This window comes from Paenibacillus sp. CMM36, from assembly GCF_053570945.1.
The window spans coordinates 192,938-209,603 of sequence record NZ_JBSEDY010000001.1; the positions used below are offsets into that span (position 1 = coordinate 192,938).

A 16,666-nucleotide genomic window follows, 5' to 3' on the forward strand; every position below is an offset into this window, starting at 1 on the left:
ATGCAGCAGACAGTTGATAAGCTGGCTGGAGAACTGGAGAAGCAATATAAAGATGGCCTGTCCTATTTCCGTAGGATGGGCTTTCTTGATAAATGGCCTGAGTATGAGCGGTTCAAAGCGTCCGACCAGTGGCCTGCTGCTACACAGAGGACTAAGCATTTGCCACGACCTGTATTCAACGTCATTAAGATGATCGAGACACATAAGGTCGCGAACGTCATGAGTGAGCAGATTAAGATGATATTCTCACTCGAAGAGGTGGATGATCAGCAGACGGAGCAAGAAGATGACCCTGGCGAACTGTTCAGCCGTAACAGCGAGGCTACATGGGAGCGTATCAAGCAGGATGAGCTTAACGAAGAAGCACTGGACACAGCGGCCAACACGGGCACAGCTATATGGCATTATTACTGGGACAACGACGTTAAAGGCGGCAACAAGTACCCATACATTGGAGAGATGGAAGGTGAGGTCCTTGATCCGATTAATGTATTCTTTGGCAACCCGCAACAGCGCAATGTACAGAAGCAGCCATATATCCTTATTAACAGCCGTGAAATGGTTGAAAGTGTCCGTGAGATGGCTAAAGCCAATGGTGTTACTGAACTTATGGCAAAGCAGATCAAACCGGACAAGGAAACTCAGGATCAAGGGTATGACATGGCGAAGGTGGAGCTTAATGATAGCAGTAAAGTGACTGTATTAACTCGTTACTGGCGAGAAAAAGGGCAAGTCATGTTCTGTAAAGTCGCATCAGGCATTACCATCAAGAAGCCGACACCAACCGGGCTATCCCTTTACCCACTTGTGGTCATGCAGTGGGATAGACGTAAGAAGTCCATACACGGCATAGGAGACACTGAAGGCCTTATCCCCAACCAGAAGGCAATCAATACACTGGTAGCTATGCAGATACTGTCTGTGCAACTTACAGGCTGGCCTAAGTTGGTATACAAGTCAGGCGCTATTAACCCGAGCAAGGTGACTAACGCACCGGGTGAGATGATAGAGGACAATTCGCCTCCCGGCAATGGTGGAGTGAGTTACCTTAATCCGGGGCCAATAAGTGCTAATGCAGCTAATCTAGTGGAGTCCATCATGGCCTTTACTCGGCAAATGACTGGAGCAGACGAGGCAGCGACTGGATCAGCACCCAGCGCAGACCTTAATGCTACGGCTATTATGCTGCTTCAAAAGGCTGCTGCAATCCCTATCGAGTCTATCAAGCGCCGCTTTTATAGGGCTATAGAGGACATCGGACGCATTTGGGAGGATTTTTGGAAGGTTAAGTACAACCTTAACCGCCAAGTGATCATGAAGGACGATGACGGTAATGATGAACCGAAGATTTTTAATGGTTCTCAATACCAAGGTGTTGGCTTCAATCTTAAGATCGACGTTGGCCCATCGTCCACTTATTCCGAGTCCCTTGTATTGTCTGGCCTTGACAAGGCGCTTGATAGAGGGGATATCTCCTATGAGCAATACCTGAGACTGGCGCCTAAGAATGTTGTGCCGTATCGGGACCGGTTGCTTAAAGAGATTGACGAGAAAAAAGGTATTATCGGCATGATGGAGCAGATTGTTGAGCAAATGTCGCCAGAGGAAAGAGCACAGTTCGACATACTCACTCCAGAACAACAGGTTATGACGCTGCTCAATGTGGTTGCTCCACAACAGCCAGCACCAGAGATGATGGGGCAAGCACCACAAGCGGTACCAATGCAACAACCAATGCCAATAGGCATGTAATACGGGCTTCTGCTGAGACTGCGGAGGCCCTTTCTATATACAATTTTGCTCCTACCATAGAGCAAGGAGGATTCAACCATGTACGAAGAACCGAACGCCAACCATAGCGAAGAGGAAGTAATTGAAACTGCTGCCGATCAGGTAGTAGAAGAGCAAGTTAACACACAAACAGAAGGGCAAGATTCCACACCACAGGAAGAGCCCAAAGGAATAAAGGTCAAGTACAACAAGGAAGAACGCTTTGTGCCAGAGGATGAGGTGCCGAATTGGGTCCAAAAGGGACTGAATTACGATAAGGTGTCCGAAAAAGCCCAGCAAGCCGAGCGTTATCAGGAAATGCTTGATCGCACAGCTAAGTATTACGGTTTCGATAACCACGATGATTACATGGCAGCGCTGGAACAGGCTGAAATGGACAAACGCATTCAGCAAGAAGCCGAAAAGCTCAATGTGGATGAGGAGATTATCCGCAACCACTTGCAACCTCTTAACCAAAAGGTGAGCGAGTACGAAAGACAATTGAATGAATTGAGGGAAGCCGACGCGTTACGTCAGGTAGAAGCCCAGATTACCAGTATGGAGAAGGATACAGATCAATACCCGGACTTTGTTAAGTACAAGGACGAAGTGATCAATCTTGCTGCTAATAATGGCTACCCGTTGGATGTGGCGTACAAGCTGGCTACCTACGATACACGTGTTACTAACGCTAAAACCCAAGCTGAACAAGAGGCAATACGGAAACTACAACAAAACGCGGACAGCTCTACAGGCTCGCTCGGTGCCGATGCTCCAGATCAAAAGGGTGGATACCTCGGTATGACCCCTGCTGAGCGTAAAGCATTCAGAGATAGCAGGCGTGGACGCGTAATCTAAGGAGATGACCAAACATGGCAACACAAGTACAAGGGTATAACGCAACAACCGGAGTTAACGCATTAACGGCTGAACAAGCGGAGTTTTACCAAGACGAAATGCTGGAGAGATTGATTCCCGAGCTTCAATGGACTAAATTTGCTGAGAAAAATAAGAACATTCCTAAGCGTAAGGGTGCGACAACCAGTTTCCGTCGTCTGAATTCTTTGGCTGTTAACACCACGGCGTTGACTGAAGGTGTTACTCCAGACGGTGTGAACTTGGATATCGTAAAAATCACTGCTACTGTACAGGAGTATGGTGCATGGGCAAAAATATCTGAGTTTATTGACCTGACTGGCCTAGATCCTTTACTGCAAGAAACATCAGGATTGATGGGGGAAAACGCTGGTGAATCAATTGACATCATAAGTCGTGACATTGTGGCTGCTGGTACAAACGTATTTTATGCAAATGGCAAGGCATCACGTAGTACGTTGTTGCCAGCAGATAAAATCACAGCGCTAGATATCTTGAAGGTACGTCGGACGATGAAGCGTAATAAGGTTAAGCCTATCCGCTTGCCTAATGGTGGTACTGGATATGTAGCGCTTGTACATCCGGACGTCGCATTGGACATCATGCAGATGCAAGAATGGAAGGATCAAAATACCTATGTTGACACCAAGAATCGCGAGGAAGGTATGCTGGGCAAGATGTACGGCATTTACTTCATGGAAGTAGACAATGGCGTTAAATTCGCTTCCGGTTCGGCTGGTGCTCCTGCTGCCAATGATGCTTACGCTACTATCTTCCTTGGTCGCGGGGCGTATGGCCTGCCGGACATCGAGGGATCTATGAAACCTGAAATCATTGTTCACCAGGCTGGTTCTGGTGGTGTAGCTGATCCGTTGAACCAATTCAATACAGTCGCCTGGAAATGCGCCTTCGCAGCTGTGCGTTTGCAGGAACTGGCTATCGTTCGTTACGAATCTGGAGCAACAGTATAATACGCGGAGCCTTCGGGCTCCTTTTAATTTGAGGAGGAAACAATATGGCGACGAAAGATAATGAGAAAACACCCGAACAAATGCAAATGGAAGAGAAAGCGTTGGAACGTCAAGCGGCGGCCGATGAAAAAAGCGCAGCTGAACAGTTGAAAGCAATGCCCAAAGTTAAAATTATGATACCTGATGATCCAGCTAACCCGAATGATAAGGTAGTTCCTATCGTCTTTAATGGCGTAGTGAACACGGTGCCTCGTGGTAAACCAGTTGATGTACCGCAAGCCATTGCGGAAATCTATATGTATAGCTATGAAAAGACGCGTGAGGTTAACCAACGCATCGAGAACAGTACCAAAACAGAAATAAAAGGAATGTAATAAGGCCCCGTATGGGGCTCTTTTGTCTATTGAGGGGTGATACAGCGTGACATTACAAGAAATGCTGGACGAAATCGCAGAGAAATACCCGCATGGCCTGTCCAATGACAGTGTAATCCGTAAGATAAACGTGATACAAAACGAACTGTTTCGTACAACATTTCGCATCAATACGATGTGGCAAATGGACATATTGAAGGATGTATTTTCCTATCCTTTACCCTGTGCTAGAACTAATGTTATTGATGTGCTAGTTAATGATATGGAATACATGTATCAGGATGTAAAAAAAGGCGCTAATACACCATTCTATTACTTCACAGACGGTGGAGAGTTAGGCATATATCCTACACCTATTGAGGACATAGATGGTGGACTGACGATATTTTATAACCGGGAACCACAGCAATTAACAGCAGGCAACACATCCGTAGAACCTGAATTGGATAGGGACTTCCATATGCTTCTTGTGTATGGTGCGCTGGTTCAGATTTCCGAAAATTTTAATGATGTGGCGATGGTAAATAACTACACCGCTAAGTACAACGGCCTGATTACCGAGTTTGAAAAGGCTAACGATGAAACCCCGGATTACCCTGTTATTGAAGATGTCATGGGGGTGTGGACATGAGCCAAGCGTCACAATTAATTGCAAGCCAGTACCGAAATGCTGAAATCAATAAGCGTATGTGGGGCGATGCGTTCTACTACGTAAAAGTATTTGGAGCAGTCGGCAACGGCACAACGGATGATACATCCGCTATTCAGCTAGCAATAGACAGTGCTTCTTTGCTGGGTGGAGGAAATGTTTACTTTACACCGGGGGTTTACTTGTGTGGTCCTTTAACATTAAGGGACAACGTCAGGCTCATGGGCAGCGGGAAAATAACAACCACTTTGAAATTTAAAGATGCTGGAAATGATCATATTCTGTCCGGTACATCCATTCAAAACGTTGGTATAACTGACCTGACTATTGACGGGAATAAAAGCAAACAAACCGTTGGTGATAACGGAATCATGTTGCAAAGTGTCACAACAGCGCTTATCCAAGCGGTAACCATAAAAAATGTGATCGGTCACGCTGTTGCTGTTCAAGGTTCAACAAACATTGAGATTGATATGAATGAGTTTGCCAATAACAATGGTAACGGTATTATGTTTTCCGATACCAAAATGCTGGATATAACTTCAAACAGCATACACAATAACAGTCAACGCGGCATTAGTAGTTATGGATCAGTACAGAACGGATCAGAATACATCACTATTACCGAAAATGAAATATACGAGAATACACTGGATGGTATTCGTTTGGAATACGTCTCTACCACAGTTAATGCTTGTCGGTACGTTACTATCGATGGGAATATTGTACGCAATAATGTGTCTCACGGAATTACGGTACGGGCAGAGAGTACCATGATCACTAATAATCAGGTTATAGAGAATGGTACAACATCATCTGAACAGGGAATAGTTGTTCAAGCGCTCAATTCAGTGATTGACGGTAACATGGTTATTGGTAATTCTGGTGTTGGTATAGACATGGGCAACTGCGCGAGATGTGTAGTGACCGATAACCTGGTTACGTTCAGCGGGCTGTTAGGGATTGAAATAAATTCCACCGTCCATACAACTGTTGTAGGTAACACGGTAATGTTGAACAACAAAACCAATTATGGAATGACTGTAACTGCGGGTATTATGGTTCATTTGGGAGATCCATTTGTCACAGCGGATGGATTCTCTGAAAATATAGTAATTGCAAATAACCGTATTGAGAATGGGAACAACCAAAAGTATGGAGTTTATGTATCTGCCGACAGTAAATACGTGAAAATAACCGGTAATGTATGTAAGGGTAGTGGCTCTGTAACAGATATCTATTGCCTATCTAACCTTATAAGTGTTGATGGTAATGTTACAGGGGCTTCGCCGCCAGATGTCATATCGATATCGTCTACTTACGATATGCAAATACCTGTTCACGTTGAAATATTTAAAATAACTGGCAACACGACGGTGAATTCTCTTAAGTTAGACGGAAATATACTACCATTTGGAAAAAGAATTACCATAATATTCACAGGGGCTATGATCGTACAAAATAAGAGTGTCGCAAATGGAAATATATCCTTACAAGGTTCTGTGAATTTGCAGTCTACTACAGACACAGTCCTCGAATTACTATGCACTGGTACTGGATGGGTTGAAACATCCAGAAGCATCAAGTAAGGAGGTTGATTATGCAAGCTTGGCCTAACGTACCTCAAAAGACAAAGCAGGCTGTGGTTAATCTAGCTGGTGGGGTAAACCAAGCCGTTGAGCCTATTGAAATCAATGACTCTCAATGTTTGTCTGTGGTAAATATGGATTCAGCGGTGTACCCCACTGTACAGGTTGTCGATGGGTACACCTCATACCTGCAGCATGAAGGATTAATAAATAAAATTTTCAGGTTTAAGGGAGAATGGTATAGCGGTAACTCGCGCGGGTTGTACAAGCTTTCCCCCTCCTTGGTGTGGACGCCGATCTATTCGTATTCCGACTCTAACGATGACCGTCTGTGGGATGTATCAATGTTTTTTGATGGAAGCAAGCTCTATTTTCTCGACGGTAGTCTTCAGCTTCAACAATATGATGGCACGACATTATCCCCAGTCACTGGCGCTCCGTCTGGAAGTGCATTCATGACCACTCACTCCAATAGGTTCTTTTTAGCCGGGAAGGGTGACAACCTTTTGTCATTTTCAGGGCTACGGGATGCTAACGATTGGAGCAGCACGGATAAGTATGTGGGCACAGGAAAAATCACTGTGGAAACGTCCGACGGTGAAAAGCCAAGCGGCCTGAACGCTTTCTCCAATCACGTAATATTGTTCAAACGCAACACCATGCATAAATTATTTGGCGAGGACTCCACTAATTTCAATATGACGCAACCATACGGCGTGGGATGCGTGTCAGACCGTTCTATTGTGCCTACAAGGGATTCTCTTTACTGGCTTGGTCCTGACGGATTCTACGACTACATGGGAGGCGCTGCGCCTACGAAGATCAGTGACCCGATAAAAAATTATATTGCCCAAATAAATACGACATACGCCCATCGCTGTGTGGCTGGCACAGATGGGCGTTTTGTTTATCTATCACTGGTGACTGGCACGGCAACACAACCTAACGTCACATTGAAATACGACATACAGGGTGGTCGTTGGTGGCCTGTTAGCTTCGTGGCAACGTCTTATTTCCTTGACGGTCAAACGCTGTACTTCGGTACGGCAGACGGCAAGATCATGAAGGTGGGAGGCAATGACTTTGCTGGTTCACCTATAAATTGGTCGATTGAAACTAAGCCGTTTGCAGAAGACGACGAAACAGTCAGAAAGACCATCAACCGCCTGTTTATCGTAGCTGACATAGAGCCCGGCTCTACTCTCAATGTTGCCTATACTGGCGGTACAGAAGGTGGTACGTGGAATCAGGTGTATACGACCAGCAATGGTACAGGTGCAATCCAAAGTATCCGAATCCCTGTTATTGTTCGTACTCCAGAGACTTGGTACCGCCTTAAGTTGTCCGGTACAGGTAAAGCAAAGATACATCGTATTATACGGGAGGTGTCGAAACGTAATGGCTAATGTTATATTACCTACGGTTAACCCAAGTTTAGGTGATATCAGCCAGTCCAATGTAGATCAATTACGTTCACTGGTGAAGCAGCTTCATAATGCCGCTGTTCAGCAGACAGAGGAATTGTTATATTTGCTCAATAATCTTGATACCCGGAATATCAATGAGATTGATGGTGACATCCTTGTTACAGGTACAATTACAGCGGCTAAAATGAACGTTCAAAAGTTGTCTGCTATTGCTGCTGACCTTGGAACAATAACGGCTGGAGTGATTGATTCGGTTGAAATATACGGATCATACATTGCAACCAGCCGTGATCAGTTCCCTAAAGTGGAAATGTCTCCAGAGGGATTTAAAGCGTATGGCCCACAAGGTGGAGAATCCATGTCACTTGGTCAAGCTGATGATGGTGGGGCGCTACTATTTATGGATAATGGTTCTCCACGCGGTTCGATCTATGGCGATGTAGAAGGATTGCACGTAGGTAATATGGCTAGTGTTCATATTAAATCTACTGATGATAAAACTTATCTTGAAGGACCGATAGATTTTACAGGTGCCCTAGAAGTTACTGGCTTAAAGATAGAACATATAAAAGATCTATCGCAACAACTCGCAGAAATTAACGGAAATATTGAGAACAATATGATAACCAATGCCAATTTCGACAATAGTACACGAAATTTGAAACTGTACAGTAAAACAAGAACTGTTGCTACAGTGTTTATTCCTGCAAGTGCACCAGAATAAACTCGTTTACTACCTCTTTGTCGAATGGTAGAATTGGGTCAAATCTACTATTCGGGGGTATCAACGTGAAAAAATTAGCGCATCTATTAAGTGCTTTTATTATTGGTGCAATTGTTGCTACAGCAGGCAGCGCCTTTGCGGATCAGATTAAATCTATGGTCGGGCAGACGGTAGCAGGAGAATATACGGTTAAAGTCAATGGCAGTGCGTTAGCAGAAAATGCAATTGTAGTTGACGGAAAAGCACACGTACCATTACGTGCTGTGTCCGACTCATTGGGGGCAGGTGTAAAAGTGGATGGAAAAACAATTCAAATAGATACCCAAGCTAGTGTAAAACCTTCTGTGGAAACAAAGAAAAATCCTCAACAGGAAAATGAAGCAAAACAGGTTTACACGCAAAATATAGAAGCTATGATAGTTTCTACAAAGAGCAATAAAGCCTTTTGGGAAGGATTGTTACGTGACACTGAGGACAGTCAAGTTAAATACAACAAAAGAATAGACGAATTAACGATTCTTCCAGACAGCAATGATCCGATTACTCAGGAAAATAGAAAAAAATCTTTAACCCATGCGAAAGAAATGATAGAGGAGAATAACAAAAAAATCACTGAGTACAAAGCAAAGATCGCTAAGTACAATGAAGATATTGCCAAGCTAGAAGTAAAGCTTGAAGATTCAAATAAATAATCACTAAGGACTCTCATACGGGGGTCCTTTTATTATGCCCAAAGGGGTGAAGATATGGCGGTCACGAAACAATTACAGATTGGTAATGGTGGAGCAGACTATAACACGGCTGAGGGAGTGTTAAAGAAGAAGATTGCACAGAACCAGTCTAGTATAGCCAATAACTCTGCATACAAGCAGAACGAGACGCAGCGGGCCTTACAGGTCATACAGCAACGTCAGGCTGCTGGTTTGGATACATCGGCACAGCAGAAGTATCTAACCACCAACCTGGGATATAAGGCACCTACTACTACGCAGGCACAGCCAACGGTGGCGCCATTCAAACCGGTTAACACACAGAGCGCCAACACGCAGCAAGGTTCTGAACTCATGGGCCTGATGAAGCAAATAGCTACCAAACAGTCTACACCGTTCAGCTATGACGTTAATAGCGATCCAGAATATCAGGCAGCGCTTAAACGGGCTCAAGCGAACATTAAGACTGGGACGAATCAGAACATGGCGGAAATGAACCGTCGCGGCATCTTGAACAGTACCATTACCACAGACAGAGCGGACGAAATTGCAGCCGATCAGATGGGCCGTGTAGAAACGGAAGTTGTTCCAGCTTTGGTCAGCCAAGCCTACCAACGTTACCAGAACCAGCAAGCACAGGAGCAACAGCAACTGGCTAACATGGGTACACTGGCGCAAATGTACCAAGGCGAGGACCAACGTAGCTTTGGCAATAAAGTCACGGAAGCTGGCTTAACAGGCAATTACATGCCAGAGGGTGCACAGGGGATTGTAGATAATATTTTATCCCTCAAGCAGCAAGCAGAGGCTAAGGGAGTCACCGCGCAGCAACGGGCACAGTACAGCGCACAGGCTGACGGATTACGGGCGCAGCTTCTTTCTATGGGGGTTAATCCAAATGCATACGCAGCCAATGTAAACTCTACCGTCGCACGCGCTGTTAATCCTGGTATCCGCACTCTGCAAGCTCAACAGCAGGATCTGGCAGCACAAGGTCAAGCATTTACGCAGAACCTTCAAACAGCACAGTACAACCAAGGTGTACGTCAATATGATCAAAACTTTGCTTATCAGGTGGCACGTGATGCGATTACAGATAAGCAGTGGCAAGCAGCCTTTGACAGAGATGTTAGCCAGTTCGGCATGAACTATGCTCTGCAGAGTTTGCAAGAGCAAAATAATACAGCCTACCGTCAGGCTACACTTGCGCTTCAATCGGACGATAACGCACGACAATGGGCTGATTTGGACTACCGACAGTCAAATCCAAGCGGCGCGTCTGGCGGCCTGACAGCTAACCAAGTTCTGCAAAGCATGCAAAGCTTATATTCGGTTCCTGTCTATGGAAAAAACGCAGATGGGGATAGCGTCAAAGAAGGAACTAAGATAACTACGGATGCAAGCAAACGTCAAGAGATGTTCCAAAATGTTGTTGATGCTGGTCTGTCTGATGCTGAGACACGTCAAATCCTTTCATCACTCGGTATGAATAAGAAGGAAATTGATAAATTCAAGAAACTATACTCGGGAAACTGACTAGCCCCGGTGGCTCCGGGGCCTACAAAAACTATTACAAAGCTACTAAGGATGCTAAGGCTAACCCAAGGAATTATTCTGTTGCATCTAGTGCCATATCTCAGGCGATTTCCGACGGTGGGTATCCAGCCAACTGGCAGCGAGCAGTAGAAGAATTAGTAGCGCGAGAGTCTAGTTTTAATTCAAATGCGAAAAATCCAAAGTCCACAGCTAAGGGGTTATTTCAGTTCTTAGACGGTACTCGTAAAGGGTACGGTCAAGGAATAACAAACTGGAATGATCCTTATCAACAATCAGTTGCAGGATTGAAATACATTAAAGCTAGATACGGAACACCTGAGAAGGCTCTCGCATTTTGGGATAAAAATAAATGGTATTGAGGTGGATTAGATGGCAAGCGAATTTGACGCAGTGCGAAATCGAAAAAAGCAAGGGGCCGATGCCAGAGCTAGGGTATTGGCTCGTGCTAGTAATCCCAATTCTGTTGGCGGTAACACGGAAAGTGAATTCGCGGCTGTGCGAAATCGTACTGCCGATATTTCCCCTCCTACTTTGCTGGACAATGTAAAAAGTACTCTAACAAGCCCGGGCGTCAAAGACTTCGTAAACAAAGGTTTGAACTATGCTGGACAAGAGATGCAACGACAGGCGGCTAATCGAGAAAAGAACCGCCTTAAGTTGCCACCTTCACTTATAATCGGACCTGGTTTTATCGAAAACTCCACCTTTGCTCAAGCTACTCAGGGTAATCGGGATGCTATAGGTACTTACAGAGCGGCGACAGGTGAAACAATCAAGCCATTAAGCGCATATGAACAATGGATGGAAGGCATAGATAAAGATGTAGAAAGGTTCCCTGCAATCGCGCCATTGAAGCCAGTAGCGCAAGGTATCGCCGGGCTTGTTTTGGACAATAAACCCGGACAATTTACTACACGTACGTTTGGACAAATCGGTAGTGCTGTAACAGGTGATAAACCTTACTATGACGTTACAACAGGTAATGCTACAGCGGATAAAGTAGCTGATATCACTGGTGGCATTGGTGGTATTGCTGCATTAGCGATCAATCCTGCTGCTCCTGGTATCCAAGGACAGAACCTAATAACTGCCCCACTGGAAGCTGCTGAAGGCGTACTTGCTACACGCGCTGGTAACGCACTTACAAATACCATTAGTAGACAAGCCGCTAGAATCCCGGGAGTAAGTGCCGGGACAGCGGAACGCTTTACCCGTGGTGCACTCAGTGGGGCCGCTGCTGGTGCTGTCGGAAACACAGCAATTGGTATTAATCAGGATCAAACGTCTGGACAGGAGATGCTACACAATGCAGGTTTAGGGGCGGCTTTTGGAGCTGGTGGTGATTTGCTAATCAGAGGTGTAGGTGCTGGCCTTACAAGAGGAAGAACCAGAGGTGCAACTTTGCCAGAGGAGACACTTGCTTTACCTCTTGGCCGCGGCGATCAACGCATGGCACAGGCCGGACAGCGTTCTAGCTTAGCGCGTGGAGACGATGCGATTGTTAATCCAACGAATTGGAAGCCTGAACCTTTAGGGCTTCCAGCTGGTCGTAACTCCACTTTTGTTGGTGAAGCACCTACTCCTGCACAACGCGTGGGAGCGGCTCCAGGATCAAGCCGCGAACCAGTACAGCGGATAAGCGAATCCTCTATTAACCGTCAACAAAACTTTAATATAAACGATCCTGCTGTACCTGAGTTCATGCGCGTAAGGCAAGCGCGTTTAGATGCTGCTAATGCCAAAGTAGCAAAGATTGAACAACAACGAATTACACCGGAAGTAGAAGCAGAGGAAATCGTCAGGACCATCCAGCAACCGCGTGTCAGAGATCGGGTATACAATTACTTGGACGAAGCCGAAAAAGCAGCCAGAGAGCGAATACAGAAGCGTAAGAACAACCTGAACTCTAACCCTCTGCCAGAGTGGAAAGATTGGTCAATCATTGGTGCTGCTAAGATGGGTAAAGGCACTATTAAATTCGCTGACTGGGCGGAAGAGATGGTCAAAGAAGTAGGAGAAGATTTCCGACCGCATGCAGAAAAAGTTTATCGCGCCTCAAAAGAAGAGCTGAGAAAACAGGAACGCCTAGCCACAAAAGAAGGCGATGATGCCGTAAGGTTCAACTCTCAAGATATTGGAGATGCAGATACATTCGCTGCAAAAATTAGCAATAAGGCTTCTAAACGCAGAACAAACTTTTCTCAGAAGATTGAGAAAATAAGATCTCAGTTTGAGGATGATGTTATATCATTGGCTGGTCTAGAAAAGCGAGTAACAGGTCGTGTAGCAAGTGCAGAAGACAGTCTATATAAGAAGGCGAGATTATATAAAGGAGCGCCGGAAAAGGCCCATCAGATCGTTAAACAGCGTCTTGGTCCTGTAATAACAGCGGCAGAAAAAGCAGGGTACACATCGGATGACCTTGGCAGATATGCTCTTGCTGTACACGCTAAGGATGTTAATGCCGCCGGGTATAAATCAGGGTTTACAAATAAAGAGATTGAAGCAGTTATAAGTAAGTACGAAGGATCTGAAGAAATGGAAACGGCGCGTAAAGCGCTGGTGCAGGTCGGCAAAGACATGATGAAGGAGCTTGTTGATAGTGGTGTAGTCAGTAAGGAATTGGCTAGTGTGCTTGATAATCGTTGGGAAAACTATATTCCATTGTTTCGGGCTTTTGATGATACGCCTGAGGCGTTTGCTGGAGGGCTATCGAAGTCCCTTGCTAATGTCGCTAGTCCAGTCAAGGCGTTAAAAGGTTCTGAAAAGAAAGTAGTAGATCCGCTTGAAAATATGGTCCGAAACATTTTCCAAACGGTGAATGCAGCTGAACGGAATAGGGTTGCTACTGAAATTTCTAAGCTTGCTAAAAAAGATGTGGATGGAAACTTTATTCGAAAATTGAAAAAGAATGAACAGGTTGGACGTAAGAACGTGGTCAATGTCAAAGAGAATGGTGAGAGTGTAAAGTATGAAGTGGAACCAGAAGTTTACCGTGCATTGATGAATTTAGACAAAGAATCTAGCACCATGATGATGAATATTTTGTCTAAGCCTGCATCATTACTACGTGCTGGCGCCACTCTTACTCCTGAATTTTCATTGCGTAACCCAATGCGCGATATTCTACAAGCTTATGTAGTGAGTAAAAGTGGATTCAATCCGATTACTGACTTCGGGGCTGGTTTGATTCAATCTATTTCAAAGGGAAAACTGTACCAAGAATGGATTGAAAACCTTGGAGCATATGGGAATGTTCTTTCTATGGATAGAAACATTCACCGCAAAGCGCTGGAATCGGTGCTAAAGGAGAAGCCCAGCAAAAAGTTTGTGAACGTTGTGACTGGCAAGGCATTTATCAACATGCTTCGTACAATCACGGATGTAACTGAATCCGCAACAAAAGTCGGTGAATACCGAGCTGCATTGCGGAAGGGTGCTACCCCTCAAGAAGCGGCATACCGTGCGCGTGACCTTATGGACTTTGCTCGTGCTGGTTCCGGAATAAGACAAGCCAACCGAATTGTCGCATTCCTCAACGCAAATATTCAGGGGAAATCCAAATTGATCCGGGCCATAAAGGAAAATCCCGTGGGAACTACAGCAAGAATGATATCAGGGGTAACGATCCCGACAGTAGGTTTCTTTATTTCAAATCATTATCTTGCAAATGATACCCAACGCCAAACCATAGATGATGCAGCCGACTGGATGAAGGACACCTTTTGGTTATGGGCTGTTCCTAATACAGATGTAGTTGCGAGAATACCAAAGCCGTTTGATATTGCTCCTATATTTGCAAACCTACCTGAACGAGCGTTGAAGTTTGCTTATGAAAATGATAGAGAAGCTTTTGACGGGTTCGCAAAACGTGCATTGAAGGACGCTGCTGTACCCGCTCAAATAACAGCGATATGGCCATTTATCGAGGGTATGGCGAACTATTCATTTTTCCGCGAAGGCCCAATTATTCCGCAGCGCGAACAGGGATTGAAGTATAAAGATCAGTACGATCCAGTTCGCACGACGGAAACCGCTAAGTTTTTAGCTGGTATCTCAAGCGCAGTTACTGGGGACGAAGGTCCACTAAAAAACTTTTCCTCGCCGCGCATTATGGATAATACAATACAAGGGCTTACAGCAGGACTGGGTAATTACGCGACTTCGGCTATAGATTCAATGCTTAAGGGAGTAGGTCTGGTTGATCGCCCGGACGCACCAGAAAAGCGGCTGGAACAATTGCCGTTTGCCAAAGCCTTTTTGGTTGATCCTCTACAAAGCACAAAATCTTCAGAGAAGCTATATGACTTGAAAGAAAAGTTATCGAGTGAGAAAGCTTCAGCTAAACTAAATAAGGAAGATTTTGCCCGTAAACGGGATCTTAAAACGTTGGAGAAAGCAGCGAAAAAACTCAGCGATATCAACGCCGAGATTCGGGAGATCGAGAAGAATGAGGCAATGAGTGCTCGTGAAAAACGGGTACAAATAGAACCTTTATTATCGGAACGAAACCAGATTGCTAGAGATACAATGAAAGGATTTCCTAAATAACCGTTTCCAATATAGAAACGAGTGGTAATGATTACTAACTACACACCTTATTAAGGACCCCGGGTTATCGGCGGTCCTTTTCTTTATGGAGGTCACTATGGATTACATTGAGCTGGATGATGATAGCCGAGAGTGTGCGGTATCTCCAGAGTTTTTGAATATGGTTTTATGGTTACTAGGCCCGACAGCACGAGACAAGTTTTTATACCCGGCGGTGGACAGCAATGTACGACTTCATAATTTCAGCGGCAGAACAGATCATCAAGAATGGGCTTTCACTGTCGACGGCAGCCGGAATAATATTTTTGATCCTAAAGCAAAAGAAAGTGAAAAGACTACTACGGAAGTGGCTGCCATGGCTGCTGACGGAGGAACAAGATATACGAATGATGCGGATGGAGTCCAAGATAGATTTAATCATGCAGGAGGCCGGGATTGAATGGGATGCGAACACGCCAAACGAAGATTTGCCAAACTTTCTGAGGGGGCCAAGACGGCCCTTTTTATTATTCTGGGCGACGTCTACCTATGCCCAAGATGCCGACAAATCCAACAACTGGAGGGACAACGAGATGGCAAAAAAGACGATCGTAATTGACGCAGGACATGGAGCCAAGGACCCTGGAGCAGTTGGTCCTACCAAAAAAAATGAAAAGGATTTTAACTTGACGATGGCGATTAAAGTAGAGGCTATCTTAAAGGATAATCCTGAACTTAAGGTGATTCTTACACGTCGTACTGATGTATTTCTAGAATTGGAAGAGCGTGTTTCTATAGCTAATAAGGCCAACGCTGATGTTTTCGTATCTATTCATGCTAACAGTAATTCAAATAAAGCGGCGTCAGGTACACAGACGTACTACATGCGTCCGACCAGTAAAAACCTTGCTAACACCATACACAAACAACTTGTAGAGGCTACAGGGTTGCGAGATCGTGGCGTAACGTATGGTAGTTTTTACGTTATTAAACACACTAAAATGGATGCTGTACTTTTGGAAGTCGGATTTATAAGTAATGTTGTTGAGGAAGCGGCTTTATTCGACATAGATTTTCAAAATCGTGTTGCCCTTGCCATCGCAAAAGGCTTGTGCGCTCATGTAGGCGTGCCATTTACGGGACCCGATACAAAGCCTACTCCTACGCCAGTTACTCCTAAACCAGCCGATAAACCTGCATCATACCCGGAAATTGAGGTGATTGTAGGCAAGCAAGATTTTGTTGGCTATAGCATTAACAATGTAACTTTTGTGCCATCCAGACCAATCGGTGAGATGCTTGGCGGTAAGATCGGATATACAGGCGGCAAGGTAACTATCAACGGCGACGCGGTAGAGACGGTTAACATCAACGGTATCGGTCATGTGCCAGCTCGTGCGCTAACCACAGCGCTAGGAGCACGTATCTTTTGGGACAAGAGTAATCCAAAGCGTGTAGATATTTTCCCTAAACTATAAAAAAAGAGGAG

14 protein-coding genes are annotated in these 16,666 nt (G+C 45.0%); all 14 read left to right on the plus strand.

The window, feature by feature from the left end; all coding sequences use genetic code 11:
* The 14 genes from ACWA2B_RS01040 to ACWA2B_RS01105 all read left to right on the plus strand — a co-directional run bounded on the left by ACWA2B_RS01040 (position 1) and on the right by ACWA2B_RS01105 (position 16,655).
* Positions 1 to 1,752 carry a portal protein gene (locus tag ACWA2B_RS01040; RefSeq protein WP_449291596.1) on the plus strand — a complete coding sequence of 584 codons (1,752 nt, stop codon included), beginning with the start codon at positions 1 to 3 and terminating at the stop codon, positions 1,750 to 1,752.
* Between the two features lie 78 nt (positions 1,753 to 1,830).
* A complete protein-coding gene (locus tag ACWA2B_RS01045) occupies positions 1,831 to 2,628 on the plus strand; it encodes a hypothetical protein (protein WP_449291597.1) in 798 nt (265 codons plus the stop codon).
* Positions 2,629 to 2,642: 14 nt separating this feature from the next.
* Positions 2,643 to 3,617 carry a N4-gp56 family major capsid protein gene (locus ACWA2B_RS01050; protein WP_341010640.1) on the plus strand — a complete coding sequence of 325 codons (975 nt, stop codon included), beginning with the start codon at positions 2,643 to 2,645 and terminating at the stop codon, positions 3,615 to 3,617.
* 44 nt (positions 3,618 to 3,661) lie between these two features.
* On the plus strand, positions 3,662 to 3,991 hold the full coding sequence (locus ACWA2B_RS01055) for a hypothetical protein (RefSeq protein WP_449291598.1): 330 nt from the start codon (positions 3,662 to 3,664) through the stop codon (positions 3,989 to 3,991).
* Between the two features lie 46 nt (positions 3,992 to 4,037).
* Complete coding sequence (locus ACWA2B_RS01060; protein WP_449291599.1) at positions 4,038 to 4,622, plus strand: phage adaptor protein; 585 nt, start codon at positions 4,038 to 4,040, stop codon at positions 4,620 to 4,622.
* The gene (locus ACWA2B_RS01065) at positions 4,619 to 6,229 is read left to right on the plus strand and encodes a right-handed parallel beta-helix repeat-containing protein (RefSeq protein ID WP_449291600.1); all 1,611 of its coding nucleotides are present in this window, start codon (positions 4,619 to 4,621) and stop codon (positions 6,227 to 6,229) included. The genes ACWA2B_RS01060 and ACWA2B_RS01065 overlap by 4 nt, the downstream gene beginning before the upstream one ends.
* Positions 6,230 to 6,240: 11 nt before the next feature.
* Complete coding sequence (locus ACWA2B_RS01070) at positions 6,241 to 7,635, plus strand: hypothetical protein (protein WP_449291601.1); 1,395 nt, start codon at positions 6,241 to 6,243, stop codon at positions 7,633 to 7,635.
* Positions 7,628 to 8,380: a hypothetical protein gene (locus ACWA2B_RS01075; protein ID WP_449291602.1), complete on the plus strand. Its 753-nt coding sequence runs from the start codon at positions 7,628 to 7,630 to the stop codon at positions 8,378 to 8,380. The genes ACWA2B_RS01070 and ACWA2B_RS01075 overlap by 8 nt, the downstream gene beginning before the upstream one ends.
* A 65-nt stretch (positions 8,381 to 8,445) precedes the next feature.
* A complete protein-coding gene (locus ACWA2B_RS01080) occupies positions 8,446 to 9,072 on the plus strand; it encodes a stalk domain-containing protein (RefSeq protein WP_449291603.1) in 627 nt (208 codons plus the stop codon).
* Positions 9,073 to 9,126: 54 nt separating this feature from the next.
* Complete coding sequence (locus ACWA2B_RS01085) at positions 9,127 to 10,626, plus strand: hypothetical protein (RefSeq protein WP_449291604.1); 1,500 nt, start codon at positions 9,127 to 9,129, stop codon at positions 10,624 to 10,626.
* A gap of 107 nt (positions 10,627 to 10,733) precedes the next feature.
* The gene (locus ACWA2B_RS01090; RefSeq protein WP_370682679.1) at positions 10,734 to 11,006 is read left to right on the plus strand and encodes an aggregation-promoting factor C-terminal-like domain-containing protein; all 273 of its coding nucleotides are present in this window, start codon (positions 10,734 to 10,736) and stop codon (positions 11,004 to 11,006) included.
* Between the two features lie 76 nt (positions 11,007 to 11,082).
* On the plus strand, positions 11,083 to 15,198 hold the full coding sequence (locus ACWA2B_RS01095; RefSeq protein ID WP_449291605.1) for an LPD38 domain-containing protein: 4,116 nt from the start codon (positions 11,083 to 11,085) through the stop codon (positions 15,196 to 15,198).
* A 97-nt stretch (positions 15,199 to 15,295) separates the two neighbouring features.
* Positions 15,296 to 15,637, plus strand: coding sequence for a hypothetical protein (locus tag ACWA2B_RS01100; protein WP_449291606.1), 342 nt, complete (start codon positions 15,296 to 15,298; stop codon positions 15,635 to 15,637).
* Positions 15,594 to 16,655 (plus strand): N-acetylmuramoyl-L-alanine amidase, encoded by a 1,062-nt coding sequence (locus ACWA2B_RS01105; protein ID WP_449291607.1) that lies wholly within the window; start codon positions 15,594 to 15,596, stop codon positions 16,653 to 16,655. The genes ACWA2B_RS01100 and ACWA2B_RS01105 overlap by 44 nt, the downstream gene beginning before the upstream one ends.
* Positions 16,656 to 16,666: the final 11 nt, after the last annotated feature.

What these genes read in the sequence shown, in the direction of transcription:
- ACWA2B_RS01070 (WP_449291601.1), top strand. Translation starts at nt 6,241, where the DNA reads ATGCAAGCTTGGCCTAACGTACCTCAAAAGACAAAGCAGGCTGTGGTT.
- ACWA2B_RS01075 (WP_449291602.1), top strand. Translation starts at nt 7,628, where the DNA reads ATGGCTAATGTTATATTACCTACGGTTAACCCAAGTTTAGGTGATATC.
- ACWA2B_RS01045 (WP_449291597.1), top strand. Translation starts at nt 1,831, where the DNA reads ATGTACGAAGAACCGAACGCCAACCATAGCGAAGAGGAAGTAATTGAA.
- ACWA2B_RS01105 (WP_449291607.1), top strand. Translation starts at nt 15,594, where the DNA reads ATGGAGTCCAAGATAGATTTAATCATGCAGGAGGCCGGGATTGAATGG.
- ACWA2B_RS01040 (WP_449291596.1), top strand. Translation starts at nt 1, where the DNA reads ATGCAGCAGACAGTTGATAAGCTGGCTGGAGAACTGGAGAAGCAATAT.
- ACWA2B_RS01065 (WP_449291600.1), top strand. Translation starts at nt 4,619, where the DNA reads ATGAGCCAAGCGTCACAATTAATTGCAAGCCAGTACCGAAATGCTGAA.
- ACWA2B_RS01050 (WP_341010640.1), top strand. Translation starts at nt 2,643, where the DNA reads ATGGCAACACAAGTACAAGGGTATAACGCAACAACCGGAGTTAACGCA.
- ACWA2B_RS01100 (WP_449291606.1), top strand. Translation starts at nt 15,296, where the DNA reads ATGGATTACATTGAGCTGGATGATGATAGCCGAGAGTGTGCGGTATCT.
- ACWA2B_RS01055 (WP_449291598.1), top strand. Translation starts at nt 3,662, where the DNA reads ATGGCGACGAAAGATAATGAGAAAACACCCGAACAAATGCAAATGGAA.
- ACWA2B_RS01085 (WP_449291604.1), top strand. Translation starts at nt 9,127, where the DNA reads ATGGCGGTCACGAAACAATTACAGATTGGTAATGGTGGAGCAGACTAT.